The organism is Nocardioides sp. Root240 (assembly GCF_001428825.1).
Lineage (GTDB): Bacteria > Actinomycetota > Actinomycetes > Propionibacteriales > Nocardioidaceae > Nocardioides.
The window spans coordinates 117,170-132,575 of the sequence record NZ_LMIT01000009.1 but is presented as its reverse complement, the minus strand read 5'-3'; the positions used below and the strand labels follow the sequence as shown (position 1 = coordinate 132,575).

Sequence of the window (15,406 nt, the reverse complement as noted above, 5' to 3'; positions counted from 1 at the left end):
GGCGTAAGGTCCGTCCATGGGGAAGGGGTCGCGTGACCTCGCACGACCGGGACTCCTCGTCGCAGGGCTCCTGGTCCTCCTGCTGTGCGTGCTGGCGACCGCCTCCGGCGAGGGCGTGACGTGGACCGGGTTCGAGCGGGACTCCCCCACGTCAACCGGCGACGCCGACCGGCCCGACGACGAGGTCGAGCAGGTCGACGACGTGCGCGACGAGCCGGCGTCGAGCAGCGACCGGTCCGGCGGGCCGACGGGCCTGCTGCTCCCGGGGCGGGCGTTCGCGGCCGCGTTCGTGGTGGCCGCGCTGCTCCTCGTGCTGGCCGTGCTGCTCCGCCTACGACTCTCGTTGCGGACCAACCGGCCGCGCGAGGGCCGCGTCCTCTCCGGCTTCGATCCCGCGGCGCCGGCCCTCGCCGCGGTCGAGGACGAGACCGCGCTCGCGGGCGCCCTCGCCGACGGGCTCGCCGGGCTCGGCACCGGCTCGGCACGCAACAGCATCGTGGCGGCCTGGCTGCGGCTGGAGGCGGCCGCCGAGTCGGAGCGCTTCCACCGGGATCCCGCCGACACCCCGACCGAGTTCGTGACGCGGGTGCTGGCGTCGTACCCGGTGGACGGGGACGCCATCGACCGGCTGGCCGCGCTCTACCGGGAGGCACGCTTCTCCGAGCACCCGCTCGGCGAGCCGCAGCGCGACGAGGCGGCCGCCTGCCTGGGCACGCTGCTGGCCGGGCTGCCCGCGAGGAGCCGGCCATGACCCTCGCCCTGCTGGCCGCCATCGGGTGCACGGGTGCAGTGCTCGCCCTCGTGCTGGTCCTCGCGGGCGCCGTACCGACGTTGGTGTGGCCGGACGAGGAGCCGCTGCACGTGCGCGACGACCGGGCGCACGACCTCGAGTTGACGCACCTGACCCGGCTGGTCGGCGCGCAGGACCCCACGGCGCTGCACCGCGAGGTGGTGCGGATCGTGGACGAGCTGCTGGGCACCACCGCAGTGCTGGCCGGACCCGCGGGGCTCGACCCGCGGGCCGCCCTTCCCGAGGAGGTACGACGCTTCGTGGACCACCCGCCCCTGGACTCCCCCGACCGCTACCGCCGCCGGCTCGCCGACGTGCTCGACCGGCTGGAGCGGCTGTGACCTCCCCGGCCGACGCCGCCGAGCTGGCCCAGCGGGTCCTCGACGAGGTCGAGACCGCCGTCGTCGGCAAGCGCCCGTCGCTGACCCTGGTGCTCAGCGCGATCGTGGCCGGCGGCCACGTGCTGCTCGAGGACTTCCCCGGCCTCGGCAAGACGCTCGCGGCCCGCTCCTTCGCGCAGGCGCTCGGGCTCGACTTCAAGCGGGCGCAGTTCACGCCCGACCTGCTGCCCTCGGACCTCACGGGGTCCTTCCTCTACGACCAGCGCGAGGCGGCGTTCACCTTCCGCCCGGGGCCGCTGTTCACCGGGCTGCTGCTGGCCGACGAGATCAACCGCACGCCACCGAAGACGCAGGCCGCGCTGCTCGAGGCGATGCAGGAGCGGCAGGTGACCGTCGAGGGCGAGACCTTCCCGCTCGCCGCGCCCTTCCACGTGCTCGCGACCGCCAACCCGGTCGAGTACGAGGGCACCTATCCCCTGCCCGAGGCGCAGCTCGACCGCTTCCTGCTGCGCGTCGAGCTCGGCTACCCCGACGCGGACGAGGAGTGGGAGGTGCTGCGCCGCCGAATGGCCCGGGGGCGCGAAGAGGTCACCGTGCGGCAGGTCGTCGACGCGGACGGGCTGCTCGCGATCCAGCAGGCCGTCGAGTCCGTGAGCGTCGACCCCGACGTCGGCCGGTACTGCGTCGCGCTCGCCGCCGCGACCCGCAGCCACCACCACACCTTGGTCGGCTCCTCGCCGCGCGGCGGGCTGGCGCTGCTGCTGGTCGCCCGGGCGTACGCCGTCGTCGCCGGCCGCGACTTCGTCACCCCCGAGGACGTGAAGGCGGTCGCGGTCCCCGCCCTGGCGCACCGGATCACGATCCGCCCCGAGCTGTGGATGAGCGACGTGACCGGGCGCTCCGTGGTCGAGTCGGTGCTCGGGCACGTGCCGGCGCCGACCGCGCGGGAGCGGCGGTGAGCGGCTGGCACCCGACCCACGCCCACCTCCGGGCGGTGGTCGCGGGGTTCGGGCTGCTGGTGGCCGGGCTGGTGCTCGGTCGTGTCGACGCGATCGTGCTGGCGACGCCGTTGCTGCTCGTGGCGCTGGCGGGCGCGCAGTCGCGGCCCTCCGTCGTACCCGTGCTGGAGGGGCCGCAGGGGGCGCTCGCCGTCCACGAGGGCGAGGACGTGGTGTGGAGCGCGACGATCTCCGGCCTGCCTGCCGGCGGGTCGGTGGCCGCGCTGCACCCCGGCCAGCGCTGGCTGGAGGTCGAGCCCGAGACCGGCCAGGTCGTGGCGGCCGATGACGGCCTCGCCACCACCTCGATCGGCCTGCGGCCCACTCGCTGGGGGTGGCGGACGCTGGGCGCCCCCGCCGTCACCGGGTACGACGCCTGGGCGGCCTGGCGCTGGGTGGCCGACCGGCCGCAGCCGCTCCGGCTGACGGTCCTGCCGTCGACGGAGCAGCCCGACACCACGGCTCCCGCGCCGCACCCCTACGGCCTGGTCGGCCAGGAGCGGGCGGTCCGGCTGGGCGAGGGCACCGAGCTGGCGAAGGTGCGCCCGTTCGAGCCCGGCGACCGGCTCCGGCGGATCCACTGGCCGACCTCGGCGCGCACCGGGACCCTGCACGTGACCGCCACCCACGCCGACGAGGACGCGCACGTTGTGCTGCTCCTCGACGCGGTCAACGACGTCGGCTCGAGCGGCGGACTGGTGGGCGAGCGCAGCAGCATGGACCTCGCCGTCCGGGCGGCCGCGGTCCTGGCCGAGCACTTCCTGCGCCGCGGCGACCGGGTCGGGCTGCGGGTGTTCGGCGACTGGCGGGTCAGCTTCCTGCCGTCCTCGTCGGGGCGCCACCAGCTGCGGCGGCTGCTCAACGTGCTGTCGGTCGTCGAGCCGGGGACGGCCCGTGGCGAGGACGCGCTCGCCGCGCGGCAGGGCCTCGGCGCCGGCACCCTCGCGATCCTGCTCTCGCCGCTCGTCGAGCCGGCGTCGACCCAGCAGGTCGCGATGCTGACCAGCGCCGGCATCGAGGTGATCGTCGTCGACACGCTGCCGGCGGAGCTGGTCACCGGCGACCGCGGCCGATCGCCCGAGGAGCAGCTCGCCTGGCGGCTGCGCATGCTCCAGCGCCGCCTCGAGCGCGACCGGATGGCCTCGCTCGGCATCCCGGTCGTCACCTGGACCGGACCGCACAGCATCGACAAGGTGCTCCGCGACCTCGCCCGGCGCTCCGCAACCCCACGGCTGGTACGACGATGACCGGGCCCGTCCTCACCGTCCGGGACCGCGGCGGCCAGCGGGTCGCGACCCTCTCGCTGGGCGGCCTCGCCCGCCGGGCCGGGATCGTCGGCGCCGCCCTGGTGGTGGACCTCGCCGTGCTGTCCAGCGCTCCGGGGACGCCGTGGTGGCCGGGCATCGTGGTCCTCACCCTGGCCCTGGTCGCCGCCGAGGTGCCCGACTCGCAGGCGCCCCTGCTCACGCTCGCCGTCGCCGCCGGGTGGTGGCTGGCGGCGGTGCCGTGGCCCGCCCCGTCGCCGGGGCGGGTGCTGCTCGTCGCGCTCGCCCTGCTCGTGCTGCACGCGACGACGGCCGTGGCCGCGATCGGACCGCCGGGGCGAGTCGCCGAGGCGCGCGTCGTCCGCGCGGCGGCAGGCCGCGCGGCACTCGTCGGCACGGGCACGACCGGGATCGGGGCGCTCGCGCTCGCGGCGGACGGTCGCGTCGTCGTACCGGGGGCGGTGGGGGTGGCCCTGCTCGCGGTGGCCGGCCTGGCGTGGGCCGCGACCAGGCCGACCAGGCAGTGAGACCGGCGCGATTCGGCCCCGTGGCGCCGAGCTGAACCACTAGGGTCGGACCACCGGAGCTTCCCTGGCCGAAGGAGTCAATGGCATGCGGGTTTTCACCACGTTCGAGGAGGTCGCCGAGGCGGCCGGCACCGAGCTGGGCACCAGCGACTGGGTCACGATCGACCAGCGTCGCGTCAACCAGTTCGCCGACGCGACGGGCGACCACCAGTGGATCCACGTCGACATCGAGCGCGCCAAGGAAGGCCCGTTCGGCGGCACGATCGCCCACGGCTACCTCACGCTGTCGCTCGTCCCGTGGCTCGGCAGCCAGATCTTCACGCTGCGCACCCCCGGCGCGAAGCTGAACTACGGCGTCAACAAGGTCCGCTTCCCCACGCCCCTTCTCGTCGGCAAGCGGATCCGCCTGCACGTGAAGATGGGCGACGTGGTCGACATCCCCAGCGGCAAGCAGCTCACCGTGCAGCACACGGTCGAGATCGAGGGCGAGTCCAAGCCCGCCTGTGTCGCTGAGACCGTCGTCCTGCTGCTGCCCGGCGCCTGAGAGGTTGATGACGTTCTCTGGCGGTTAGTGGCCGTTGCAACCGTCAACAAGCGCAGGAATCCCCGCCGGAGCGGGGATCCCTGCAGCAACCCAGGTCAGCCCTCGCGGCTCGACCAGGCCTGCGCGAGCGCCTGCTCGAACAGCTCGGTGGGCTGCGCGCCGGAGATGCCGAAGCGGCCGTCGATGACGAAGAACGGGACGCCGGAGGAGCCGTAGGCCTGCGCCTGCGCGACGTCGGCCATCACGTCGTCGCGGTACTCCGTGCTCGCCAGCACCTCCTCGACCCGGCCGGCGTCGAGACCGGCCTCGGCGGCCGCCTTGCGCAGCACGTCGTGGTCGCCGAGCGACTCGCCGCGGGTGAAGTACGCCGCCAGCACCTGCTCCATGAGCTCGTGCTGCAGGCCCTCGGCCTTGGCGAGGTGGAGCAGCCGGTGCGCGGTGAGGGTGCGCGCGTGCAGCGCGTCGGCGTGGGAGAAGGTCAGGCCCTCGGCGGCCGCGACCTCGTCGGCGCGGGCCATCATGGCGCGGGTGCCCGCCTCGTCGGCGCCGAACTTGCGGCCCAGCACGGTCACGGTCGACTCGGTGCCGACCTCCGGGGCGAAGGGGTCGAGCTCGTAGGAGCGGTAGACGACCTCCACGTCGTCGCCGTGCTCGAACCCGGCGATCGCCTTCTCGAGGCGTCGCTTGCCGATGTAGCACCACGGACAGACGACGTCGGCCCAGATCTCGATACGCACGAGGGCCACAACACGACGTACCCCTGAATGCTTCCCCCACCGACCCCGAGGGATCTCGGGGTCGGGTCAGGGGCGGGTCAAGGGATCTGCCCGAAGCGCGAGGACCCCACCGGCGGCGAGGCTTCTGCCCATGATCAACGTCGAGTCCCTCACCAAGAGCTACGGCAGCTTCACTGCCGTCGACAACGTGTCGTTCACCGCCGCGCCGGGCCGGGTCACCGGCTTCCTCGGCCCGAACGGCGCCGGCAAGTCGACCACCATGCGGGTCATGGTCGGGCTGACCGCCCCGGGCAGCGGCGAGGTCCGCGTCCTGGGCCGCCGGTTCCGCGACCTGCCCGACCCGGGCCGCGAGGTCGGCGTCCTCCTGGACGCCTCCGCGCAGCACGCCGGCCGCACCGGCCGCGAGATCCTGACCATCGCCGCACTCACGATGGGCCTGCCCCGTACCCGCGTCGACGAGATGCTCGAGCGCGTCAGCCTCACGCCGGACGAGGCCAGCCGCCGCGTCCGCAACTACTCCCTCGGCATGCGCCAGCGCCTCGGCATCGGTACGGCGCTGCTCGGCGACCCCGAGGTCCTCATCCTCGACGAGCCGGCCAACGGCCTCGACCCGGCCGGCATCCGCTGGATGCGCGACCTGCTCCGCGAGTTCGCCGACCAGGGCGGCACCGTGCTGCTCTCGTCGCACCTGCTCCACGAGATCGAGGTCATCGCCGACGACATCGTCGTCATCGGCAACGGCCGGATCGTCGCCCAGGGCACCAAGGACGAACTGCTCGCCGGTGCCGGCACCCTGGTCCGCGCCGGCGACGGTACGTCGCTCGCGTCGGCCCTCACCGCCGCCGGGATCACCGCGCGGCCCACCTCCGGCGGCGCCGTGCTCGCCGAGGCCGACCTGACCCGCGTGGGGCAGGCGGCCTTCGCCGCCGGCATCGCCGTCACCGAGCTGCGCGCCGCCGACGGCGCCGGCCTGGAGGAGATGTTCCTCGCGCTCACCGCCGAGAGCCAGCGCGAGTCCGTCAGCCACACCACCCCGAGCACCGAAGGAGCTGCGGCATGAGCACCGCCACCCTCGTCCCCACCCCGGCGGCCGCCGTACCGGAGACCACGCGGACGCGTCCGGCACCGGCCCCGATCCCGTTCCGCCGCGTCCTGCAGGTCGAGCTGCGCAAGATGTTCGACACCCGCACCGGCTTCTGGCTGATGGCCAGCATCGTGATCGCCTCGGTGATCGCGACCGTGCTCACGATCATCCTCGGCAACCGCGACGACCTCAGCTTCGACGCCTTCGCCGCCGCGGTCGGCAGCCCGATGTCGATCGTGCTGCCCGTGATCGGCGTGCTCGCCGTGACCAGCGAGTGGAGCCAGCGCACCGCGCTGACCACCTTCACCCTGGTCCCGAGCCGGCCCCGCGTGCTGGCCGCCAAGCTGGTCGACGCCGTCGTGATCGGGGCGATCTCGATGCTGGTCGCCCTCGGCATCGGCGCGGTCGGCAACCTGGTCACCGCGATGATCACCGGCAACGACGCGGTGTGGAACATCTCCGCCGGCACCTTCGCGCAGATCGTCCTCGCCAACGAGCTCGGCATGCTGCTCGGCTTCGCGCTGGGCCTGCTGTTCCGCAACTCGCCCGCCGCGATCGTCGGCTACTTCGTGATCATCATGGTGCTGCCCGGCCTGTCCGGCGCGCTCGCCGCCGCGCAGCCGTGGTGGTCCGACAACGCCGGCTGGTTCGAGCTCAACGACACCCGCTACCTGCTCTTCGACGGCAGCCTGACCAGCACGGACTGGGCCCAGCTGGGGGTCACCTCGATCCTGTGGATCGTGCTGCCGCTGCTCGCCGGCCTGCGGCTGGTGCTGCGGTCCGAGGTGAAGTAGCACCGGTTCGTGGGCCACTCCACGCGCTAACGTCATGGTCTCCGTGGGCTCCAGCCCACGGAGACCATGACGTTGCGGAGGTCTTCCGTGGAGCTCACCTCGGCCTGGTGGTTCTGGGCCCTGCTGTCGGCGGTGTTCGCCGCGTTGACCGCGGTCTTCGCCAAGGTGGGCGTGAAGGACATCGACTCCGACGTCGCGACCTTCGTGCGCACGATCGTCATCCTCCTCACCCTGGGCCTGATCCTGCTGGCCCTCGGCAAGCTCCACTCCCCCGGCGAGGTCGGCGGCCGCACCTGGCTCTTCCTCGTGCTCTCCGGCCTGGCGACCGGCGCGTCGTGGATCTGCTACTTCCGCGCGCTCAAGCTCGGCGACGCCTCGCTCGTCGCACCGGTCGACAAGCTCAGCGTCGTCCTGGTGGCGGTCTTCGGCGTCACCCTGCTCGGCGAGCGGCTGTCGGTCCTGCAGTGGCTCGGCGTCGCGCTGGTCGGCGCCGGCGCGGTGCTGCTCGTCGTCAGTGGGTGAACAGGCAGAAGGTGTGGCCGGCCGGGTCGGCGTAGACCCGCAGCGGCTCCTCCGGGTCGTCGGACCGGTCGAGCCGCAGCACGGCACCGAGCGCCAGCGCGCGCTCGTGGTTGTGGTCGAGGTCGGCGCGGCCGTCGACCTGGAGGTCGAGGTGGGCCTGCTGCGGGACCTCCGCGGTCGGCCAGGTCGTCGGCGGCAGCTCGGCGACCTCCTGGAACGCGATCCGCTCGCCCGACGGACCGATGATCGCGCGCCAGTCGGTGAGCTCGTCGACGTCGACGCCCGGCGGGTAGGACCAGCCGAGGAGCTCGCGGTAGAACTCCGCGAGCCGGGGCACGTCGGTGGTGTCGAGCACGACGCTGCGCAGTCGAGGGTTTCCCATGCCCGCCCAGTGCCCCGCAGGGTCGACGGCAGCCTCCGGGCGACCGGGGTCAGCGGGTGAGGTCGGGCTCGAAGGCCGGCAGCAGGTCGGCGAGCGGTACGTCGAGCACCTGGCTCAGCGAGAGCAGCGTGAACAGCTGGGGGTTCATCGGCGTCCCCGGACGCGACTCGCCCTTCTCGTACTTCTGGTAGGTGAACCCGGCGATGCCGGCGAGGTGCGCGACCCGCTCCTGGCTGATGCCCTTGGCGTGCCGGGCGCGCTGCAGGTTCACGCCGAGCTCGCGCGCGTACGAGGTCCAGCTGTCATCGACCCGCTTGTCCGCCACGGGCTCATCATCCGAAGATGGGCATCTCCCGGCGACCATACTGGTATGGCTTTCGCCGCAACGGCGGGCTGTGGACGAAGGGGTCGCGAGGGCGCCGAAGCGTCGGATGCGGGTCCTAGGGTCCGGAGGGCAGAGCGAGAGACCTTGGGAGGCGCCGCATGTCAGGAGCCGACGACACCGCGCGGCCGGCCCCCGTGCGGCCGTCCTGGCAGGCCGCCCCCTGCCCACCCTGGTGCGCCCGCGAGCACACCGAGGACGACCACCCCGAGGACCGCTACCACCAGAGCGAGCCGTCGATCGTCGCCGCGGTGGCAGGCGCCGGCGACGTCGTCCCCCTGCCGTCCTCGCTGCGGCCGGTCAGCCTCGCCGTGCGGGCAGGTCGGTACGCCGACGACGAGCTGACCTGGCTCGTCGTCGAGCCGCTCGAGGCCCGAGCGCCACGAATGGTGCTGACCCGGGAGGCGGCAGCGGCGCTGCTGCGCGGGTTGCAGGAGCAGCTGACGGGGCTGGAGGCCGACGACTGAGGCCGGAATGCCGAACGCCCCCGGATCCAGTGGATCCGGGGGCGAACGTACGACGGGGGTCAGCGCGCGGCCGAGCCCTCGGTGTAGTCGTCGTCCTGCTGCTTCCACGAGAAGTGGCCGCGCAGGGTCTTGCCGACGGCCTCGATCGGGTGCGCCGCACCCTTCGCGCGCAGCTCGAGGAACTCCGGCGCGCCGGCGTCCTGGTCGGCGATGAAGCGCTCGGCGAAGGCGCCGGACTGGATGTCGGCGAGGACGGCCTGCATGTTGGCCTTGACCGACGGGTCGATGACGCGCGGCCCGGAGACGTAGTCGCCGTACTCAGCAGTGTCGGAGACCGACCAGCGCTGCTTGGCGATGCCGCCCTCCCACATGAGGTCCACGATCAGCTTGAGCTCGTGGAGCACCTCGAAGTAGGCGATCTCGCCCTGGTAGCCCGCCTCGGTGAGGGTCTCGTAGCCGTACTGGATCAGCTGCGAGACGCCGCCGCAGAGGACGGCCTGCTCACCGAACAGGTCGGTCTCGGTCTCCTCGGTGAAGGTGGTCTTGATGACGCCGGCGCGGGTGCCGCCGATGCCCTTGGCGTAGGACTTCGCGAGGTCCCAGGCCTTGCCGGAGGCGTCCTGCTCCACGGCGATGATGTCCGGGATGCCGCGGCCGGCGACGTACTCGCGGCGCACCGTGTGGCCGGGGGCCTTCGGGGCGACCATGATCACGTCGACGCCCTCAGGCGCCTTGATGTAGCCGAAGCGGATGTTGAAGCCGTGACCGAAGACGAGGGTGTCGCCGGCGGCGAGGTGCGGCTCGATGTCCTCGGCGTAGATCGTGCGCTGGAACTGGTCGGGCGCGAGGATGACGATGACGTCGGCCTCCTCGACCGCCTCGGCGACGGGCAGGACCTTGAGGCCCTCCTCCTCCGCCTTCGCGATGCTCTTCGAGCCGGGGCGCAGGCCGACGCGGACGTCGACGCCGGAGTCGCGGAGGTTGAGCGCGTGGGCGTGGCCCTGGCTGCCGTAACCGATGACCGCGACGTTCTTGCCCTGGATGAGGGACAGGTCGGCGTCGTCGTCGTAGAAAATCTCAGCCACTGGGGCCATCTCCTTGCTGGGTTGGGATGTTGGGATGTCAGGCGTTGGCGGCGGGCGGCACCGGTACGGCGACGGGCTTGCCACGCTCCGAGATGGAGCGTGAGCCGCGACCGATGGCGACCATGCCGGACTGCACGAGCTCACGGATCCCGAAGGGCTCCAGCACGCGCAGGAAGTCGTTGATCTTGTCGGCGTTGCCGACCACCTGCATGGTGATCGCATCGCCGGCGACGTCGATGACCTTCGCACGGAACAGCTGCACGATGTCGAGGACCTGGCTGCGGTTCTCGGCGGTGGCGCCGACCTTGACCAGGATCAGCTCGCGGGTGACCGACGCGGTCGGGTCGAGCTCGACGATCTTGATGACCTCGACCAGCTTGTTGAGCTGCTTGGTGACCTGCTCGAGCGGCGAGGAGTCGACGTTGACGACGATCGTCATCCGCGAGATCTCCTCGTGCTCGGTCGGGCCGACCGCGAGCGACTCGATGTTGAAGCCGCGACGGCTGAAGAGCGCGGAGATGCGCGCCAGGACGCCGGGCTTGTCCTCGACGAGGACCGACAGGGTGTGCTTGGCCATCAGAGGTCGTCCTCGTCGAACTGGGGCGCGAGGTCGCGCGCGTACTTGATGTCGTCGTTGCTCGTGCCGGCGGCGACCATCGGCCACACCATGGCGTCACGGTGGACCCGGAAGTCGACGACGACGGGGACGTCGTTGATCTCCATCGCCTTCTGGATCGTGGCGTCGACGTCGTCGGGCGACTCGCAGGCCAGACCCACACAGCCGTAGGCGTCGGCGAGCTTCACGAAGTCGGGGATGCGCTTGGAGTGCAGGTCGGTGTTGGAGTAGCGGCTGTTGTAGAACAGCGTCTGCCACTGGCGCACCATGCCGAGCGACTCGTTGTTGATGATCGCGACCTTGATCGGGATGTCGTTGATCGCGCAGGTGGCGAGCTCCTGGTTGGTCATCTGGAAGCAACCGTCGCCGTCGACCGCCCACACCGTCTGGTCGGGCATCGCGACCTTGGCGCCCATCGCGCCGGGGACGGCGAAGCCCATGGTGCCGAGGCCGCCGGAGTTGATCCAGGTGTTGGGGCGCTCGTAGCCCACGAAGTGCGCGGCCCACATCTGGTGCTGGCCGACACCCGCGGTGTAGATCGTGTTCGGACCGGAGATCGCGCCGAGGCGCTCGATGACGTACTGCGGCGCGAGGCCGCCGTCGGCCGGCTTGTCGTAGCCGAGCGGGTACTTCTTCTTCACGCCGGCGCAGAACGCCACCCACGCCTCGTAGTCGCCGGTGTTGCCGGCCTGCTCCTCGGTGCGCAGGGTCGTGATCAGGTCGACCAGCACCTCGCGGACGTCACCCACGATCGGGACGTCGGCGTAGCGGTTCTTGCCGATCTCGGCCGGGTCGATGTCGGCGTGGATGACCTTCGCGTCGGGCGCGAACGAGTCCAGGTTGCCGGTGACGCGGTCGTCGAAGCGGGCGCCGAGGCTGATCAGCAGGTCGCTCTTCTGCAGCGCCGCGACGGCCGCGACGGTGCCGTGCATGCCGGGCATGCCGAGGTGCTGCGGGTGGCTGTCGGGGAACGCGCCGCGCGCCATCAGGGTCGTGACCACCGGGATGCCGGTGAGCTCGGCGAGGGCCGCGAGCTCCTTGGAGGCGCCCGAGCGGATGGTGCCGCCGCCGACGTACAGGACCGGGCGGCGCGACTCGAGGATCAGGCGCGCGGCCTCGCGGATCTGCTTGGCGTGCGGGCGGGTCACGGGCCGGTAGCCCGGCAGGCTGATCTCGCTCGGCCAGTGGAAGCTGGTGTTCGACTGCAGGGCCGACTTGGTGACGTCGACGAGCACCGGGCCCGGACGACCGGTCGAGGCGATGTGGAAGGCCTCGGCGATCTTGGTGGGGATCTCGGCGGGGTCGGTCACCAGGAAGTTGTGCTTGGTGATCGGCATCGTGATGCCGCGGATGTCCGCCTCCTGGAAGGCGTCCGTCCCGATCAGCGAGGCACCGACCTGGCCGGTGATCGCGACCATCGGCACGGAGTCCATGTGCGCGTCGGCCAGCGGGGTGACCAGGTTGGTCGCGCCCGGGCCCGAGGTCGCCATGCAGACGCCGACGCGGCCGGAGGCCGAGGCGTAGCCCTGCGCGGCGTGGCCGGCGCCCTGCTCGTGGCGCACGAGGATGTGGCGGATGCTGCTGTCCATCAGCGGGTCGTACGCCGGGAGGATCGCCCCACCCGGGATGCCGAAGATGTCCGTGACACCGGCCGCCTCCAGCGAACGAACCAGGCTCTGCGCCCCGGTGATCGTCTCGCCGGAGCCCTGCTGCTCAGTCATCCGACTCATTCCTGTCTGTGCTGCTCGCTGGCGTGGGCCATGCGGGGGTCTGGTTCGTCGTACAAACAAAAACCCCTCAGTTGCTGAGGCAACGAGGGGCGGGACGCGTCAACTGACGAGGTCAGTCGGCGCGCCCGGTGCGTACGAGAAGCTGGTCAAGCATGGGCCCACCGTACGCCGTGCCCGGTCGTGCCGTCGAATAAGTGTCGCACCACGTCCCACATGGCAAGACGGCCGTCTCATGGGACGGCTGCTCGACGGAGCTCGGCGAGCGGCTCGTCGAGGCCGTCGAGCGCCTCGCCGGCGAGCTGCACCGCGTGGTCGACGAGCCGGTCGTCCGGGTCGCCCGCGCGCCGGACGTGGTCGGCCAGCAACAGCGCGTCGCGGTGGTCGCCCAGCGCGCCCTGGATCCGCTGGCCCAGCCTGCCGGCCCGCACGACGGCGTCGTCGGTGAGCACGTCGGCCACCGCGTCGGCGGTGTGGCGCAGCCGGCGGGCGGCCCTGCGGAGGTCGTGGCGCGCCTCCTCACTCCCGTCCGCCGCGGCGTCCGCCCGGGCGAGGACGCGGCGGACCTGGCGCCGCACGGCCTTCGCGGCGACGTCCTCGGCAGGACGCCTCGCCCGCTCGGCCAGCACCGGCGCCTCCGCCCAGCCGGCCAGGAGCGCGTCGAGGCGTACGGCGTCCGGGCCGGTGTGCCACACGACGAGGGTCGCGTGGGCGCGGGCGTGCGCCTCCCGGAGAGGTACGACGAGCCGCCCGTCGAGGTGCTCGAGCCCCAGCGCCGTCAGCGCGCGGGCCGTGTCGTCGGCGCGGACCTCGAGGTCGCGGCACTCCCCCAGCAGGCCGCCGTACGACGCCAGGGCCGCCCCCACGGTGGAGGCGGCCTCGGTGTCGAAGCAGCGGCGGAAGGCGGCCAGCAGGTTCCGCTGGCGGCGTACCGTCGTGCGGAGCTGGTGGACGGCGTCCGGCTCGTCGGCCAGCGCGGCCGACCGGCGCGAGATGGTCTGGTCGGCAAGGTCCGCGAGCACCGCGGAGAGCATCTCGCCGGCGGTGGTCACGGACCCATCCTCCCACCGGCGTGGGCGGCGTCGGTCAGCGCAGCGCGGCCAGCACGATCGAGACCTGGAGCGGCATCGCGCGGCCCCAGTCACCGTCGAGGGCCGTCACCGGGATGTCGTTGCGGGCGAGCGCGGTCGTGTCGGCGTTGCGCCGGGTCTCCGCGGCGGGCGCACCGGCGACCAGGCGGTAGGTGCCGCCGGTGGCCGGGACGTCGTCGAGGAAGGTCAGGCCGAGGTCGCTGCTGAGGCCGATGTCCGCACGGACCGGCTTGCCGAGCGTCTCGCCGGGGCCGACGAACGGGTGGTTCACGTTGAGCGCCAGGTCGTGAGTGAGCGCGTTGCGCTGGCGCAGCGTCGTGATCAGCTTCACCGCGAAGTCGGCGGTGGCGCGGAACGGGACGTTCGGGATCTGGGCGAGGTCGCGCGGCACCTCGGCGCTGAACGCGATGGCCGGGACGTCGTACTCGTGGGCGGTGACGACCGCGCCCACCGTGCCCGAGTGGTTGACGGTGGCGCCGATGTTCTGGCCGAAGTTGGTGCCGGACAGCACGAGGTCCGGGCCGTCGGCCCAGAAGTTCTTCGCGAACCGGCTCAGGGCGATGTTGACCGCGTCGGCCGGCGAGCCCGAGGGCGTACTGGACGTGCACGGCGCGGCGGCGACGCAGACGCCGAAGACGGCGCCCGCCGTCGAGGTGGCGCCGCAGTCACCGGCGTACGCCGCCGGCGGGGTCACCGCCTGCACGGTCATCGCGACCGGGCTGAAGCCGGGGCTGGTCATCCGCGCGCCCGCACCGCTCTGCTGCGACCACGGCGCGACGACGAGGACGTCCGCGCCGGCGTTGCACAGGGCCCGGCGCAGCTCGTAGAGGCCCTTGCCGTCGGTGCCGAAGCCGGCATCGAGCCCGCGGGCGCTGTCGTCGTTGGTGAGCAGCACCTCGAGGCCGGCGAGTGCCGGAGCGGCGGCTGCCGTCGCCGCGGACACCTCGGGACGCGGGGCCGGGGCGGCCGAGCCGGGGGCGGCGAAGACCGCGCCGGCGAAGCCGGCGGCGAGCGCGACGCCGATGGCGGCGACACGGCCTGGGAGCGGGGGCAGGGACGGAACACGCATGACGACTCCTCGACAGAGATCCGTGGATGGGGATGCACCGGAATGGAACGCGTTCTAGATTCGTGGTGCGCGTCACACGACGTCCAAGACCCGTTCGGCATGGAGGCCGGTTGAACATCCAGCAGCTGCGGTACGTCGTCGCCACCGCCGAGCACGGCAGCATGACCGCCGCCGCGGCCGCTGTGCCCGTGGCCCAGCCCGCGCTGAGCCGCGCGGTCCGCCAGCTCGAGCGCGAGCTCGGCACGACGCTGTTCGCCCGCTCCGGCCGCGGCGTCGCGCTCACCGCCGACGGCGAGACCTTCGTACGCGGCGCTCGGCGGGTGCTGGTCAGCATCGACGCCCTCCGGTCGGCCGCGACCGCCACCGACCCGGCCGCGCCGCTGGTCATCGCCGCCTCCCCGACCCTGCAGGCCGCGATGGCGATCCCGATCCTCGCGGGGCTGCGCGAGCACGGCGTCGTCGTACCGACCCGGTTGGTGGGGTGCGTGTCCTCCACGGAGGTCGTCGACCTGGTCGCCACCGGCCGCGCCGACCTCGGCATCTGCGACAGTGCCGTGACGACCGACCTGACCCTCGTCGACATCGGGCGGGCCGAGGTGCGCCTCTACTCCCCCGCTGCCGTCGACCTCCCCGACCCGGTCCGGATCGCCGACCTCACCGGACTCCCCCTGGTGCTCCCCACCGCCGGCACCCCGCGCCGCGCGGCACTCGACGCCTTCTTCGCCGCCCAGGGCGCCGTGCCGGAGGTCGCCGTCGAGACCGACGAGCGCAACGCCTGGCTCGCCGCGGTCACCCACGGCCTCGCGTCCTGCATCTGGCACAGCGTCGACCGGTCGCCAGCACCCCTCCCCGGCGTGGTCGCGCGGAGCTTCGACCCTCCGATGCACCGTGACCTGGCCGCCGTCCACCGGGCGGGGAGCGGGTCGCCGGCACTCGTTCCGCTGCTGGACGTCCTGCGGCAGGTGGGGGCGCTGGTGGGGTGAGG

Annotated in this window: 19 protein-coding genes; 11 read left to right on the top strand and 8 right to left on the bottom strand. The window is 72.9% G+C overall.

Translation table 11 applies throughout. From position 1 onward, the window contains the following. Positions 1-16 precede the first annotated feature (16 nt). The 6 genes from ASE20_RS08655 (at position 17) to ASE20_RS08630 (ending at position 4,465) form a co-directional block, all read left to right on the top strand. On the top strand, positions 17-751 hold the full coding sequence (locus ASE20_RS08655) for a DUF4129 domain-containing protein (RefSeq protein ID WP_056894169.1): 735 nt from the start codon (positions 17-19) through the stop codon (positions 749-751). After that, positions 748-1,131, top strand: coding sequence for a hypothetical protein (locus tag ASE20_RS08650; RefSeq protein WP_056894168.1), 384 nt, complete (start codon positions 748-750; stop codon positions 1,129-1,131). Before ASE20_RS08655 ends, ASE20_RS08650 begins: the two co-directional genes overlap by 4 nt. Continuing rightward, entirely contained in the window at positions 1,128-2,090 is a 963-nt protein-coding gene (locus ASE20_RS08645; RefSeq protein WP_056894167.1) for an AAA family ATPase, read from the top strand. The genes ASE20_RS08650 and ASE20_RS08645 overlap by 4 nt, the downstream gene beginning before the upstream one ends. Then, positions 2,087-3,376 carry a DUF58 domain-containing protein gene (locus ASE20_RS08640; RefSeq protein ID WP_056894166.1) on the top strand — a complete coding sequence of 430 codons (1,290 nt, stop codon included), beginning with the start codon at positions 2,087-2,089 and terminating at the stop codon, positions 3,374-3,376. Before ASE20_RS08645 ends, ASE20_RS08640 begins: the two co-directional genes overlap by 4 nt. Further along, the gene (locus ASE20_RS24685) at positions 3,373-3,921 is read left to right on the top strand and encodes a hypothetical protein (RefSeq protein WP_056894165.1); all 549 of its coding nucleotides are present in this window, start codon (positions 3,373-3,375) and stop codon (positions 3,919-3,921) included. Before ASE20_RS08640 ends, ASE20_RS24685 begins: the two co-directional genes overlap by 4 nt. Before the next feature lie 85 nt (positions 3,922-4,006). After that, positions 4,007-4,465 (top strand): MaoC family dehydratase, encoded by a 459-nt coding sequence (locus tag ASE20_RS08630; RefSeq protein ID WP_056894164.1) that lies wholly within the window; start codon positions 4,007-4,009, stop codon positions 4,463-4,465. A 95-nt stretch (positions 4,466-4,560) separates the two neighbouring features. Here ASE20_RS08630 and ASE20_RS08625 read toward each other — a convergent pair whose 3' ends face one another. Next, complete coding sequence (locus ASE20_RS08625) at positions 4,561-5,211, bottom strand: DsbA family oxidoreductase (protein WP_235538805.1); 651 nt, start codon at positions 5,209-5,211, stop codon at positions 4,561-4,563. Between the two features lie 121 nt (positions 5,212-5,332). On the opposite strand from ASE20_RS08625, the gene ASE20_RS08620 reads away from it, so the two are divergent. From ASE20_RS08620 to ASE20_RS08610, 3 genes are all read left to right on the top strand, one after another. Continuing rightward, on the top strand, positions 5,333-6,262 hold the full coding sequence (locus ASE20_RS08620) for an ABC transporter ATP-binding protein (RefSeq protein ID WP_056894163.1): 930 nt from the start codon (positions 5,333-5,335) through the stop codon (positions 6,260-6,262). Continuing rightward, on the top strand, positions 6,259-7,080 hold the full coding sequence (locus ASE20_RS08615) for an ABC transporter permease (RefSeq protein ID WP_056894162.1): 822 nt from the start codon (positions 6,259-6,261) through the stop codon (positions 7,078-7,080). The genes ASE20_RS08620 and ASE20_RS08615 overlap by 4 nt, the downstream gene beginning before the upstream one ends. An 87-nt stretch (positions 7,081-7,167) precedes the next feature. Beyond that, positions 7,168-7,602, top strand: a complete 435-nt coding sequence (locus ASE20_RS08610; protein WP_082612267.1) for an EamA family transporter — start codon at positions 7,168-7,170, stop codon at positions 7,600-7,602. Here the strand turns inward: ASE20_RS08610 and ASE20_RS08605 are convergent. Together ASE20_RS08605 and ASE20_RS08600 are read right to left on the bottom strand one after the other, a co-directional pair. Beyond that, positions 7,592-7,984: a VOC family protein gene (locus tag ASE20_RS08605; protein WP_056894160.1), complete on the bottom strand. Its 393-nt coding sequence runs from the start codon at positions 7,982-7,984 to the stop codon at positions 7,592-7,594. The two genes, ASE20_RS08610 and ASE20_RS08605, sit on opposite strands and share 11 nt — an antisense overlap. 49 nt (positions 7,985-8,033) lie before the next feature. After that, entirely contained in the window at positions 8,034-8,309 is a 276-nt protein-coding gene (locus tag ASE20_RS08600) for a helix-turn-helix domain-containing protein (protein ID WP_056894159.1), read from the bottom strand. Positions 8,310-8,467: 158 nt separating this feature from the next. Between ASE20_RS08600 and ASE20_RS08595 the strand changes: the two genes are divergently transcribed. Further along, positions 8,468-8,833, top strand: coding sequence for a DUF6907 domain-containing protein (locus ASE20_RS08595; protein ID WP_056894158.1), 366 nt, complete (start codon positions 8,468-8,470; stop codon positions 8,831-8,833). Between the two features lie 59 nt (positions 8,834-8,892). Here the strand turns inward: ASE20_RS08595 and ilvC are convergent, their stop codons facing one another. From ilvC to surE, 5 genes are all read right to left on the bottom strand, one after another. After that, a complete protein-coding gene (ilvC, locus tag ASE20_RS08590) occupies positions 8,893-9,918 on the bottom strand; it encodes a ketol-acid reductoisomerase (RefSeq protein WP_056894157.1) in 1,026 nt (341 codons plus the stop codon). 37 nt (positions 9,919-9,955) lie between these two features. Next, entirely contained in the window at positions 9,956-10,495 is a 540-nt protein-coding gene (gene ilvN / locus ASE20_RS08585) for an acetolactate synthase small subunit (RefSeq protein WP_056894156.1), read from the bottom strand. Further along, positions 10,495-12,255: an acetolactate synthase large subunit gene (locus ASE20_RS08580; RefSeq protein ID WP_056894155.1), complete on the bottom strand. Its 1,761-nt coding sequence runs from the start codon at positions 12,253-12,255 to the stop codon at positions 10,495-10,497. Before ASE20_RS08580 ends, ilvN begins: the two co-directional genes overlap by 1 nt. 239 nt (positions 12,256-12,494) lie before the next feature. Further along, a complete protein-coding gene (locus ASE20_RS08575) occupies positions 12,495-13,313 on the bottom strand; it encodes a CHAD domain-containing protein (RefSeq protein WP_056894154.1) in 819 nt (272 codons plus the stop codon). A gap of 34 nt (positions 13,314-13,347) precedes the next feature. Beyond that, positions 13,348-14,421: a 5'/3'-nucleotidase SurE gene (gene surE, locus ASE20_RS08570; protein ID WP_056894153.1), complete on the bottom strand. Its 1,074-nt coding sequence runs from the start codon at positions 14,419-14,421 to the stop codon at positions 13,348-13,350. A gap of 110 nt (positions 14,422-14,531) precedes the next feature. On the opposite strand from surE, the gene ASE20_RS08565 reads away from it, so the two are divergent. Continuing rightward, the gene (locus ASE20_RS08565; RefSeq protein WP_056894152.1) at positions 14,532-15,404 is read left to right on the top strand and encodes a LysR family transcriptional regulator; all 873 of its coding nucleotides are present in this window, start codon (positions 14,532-14,534) and stop codon (positions 15,402-15,404) included. Positions 15,405-15,406: the final 2 nt, after the last annotated feature.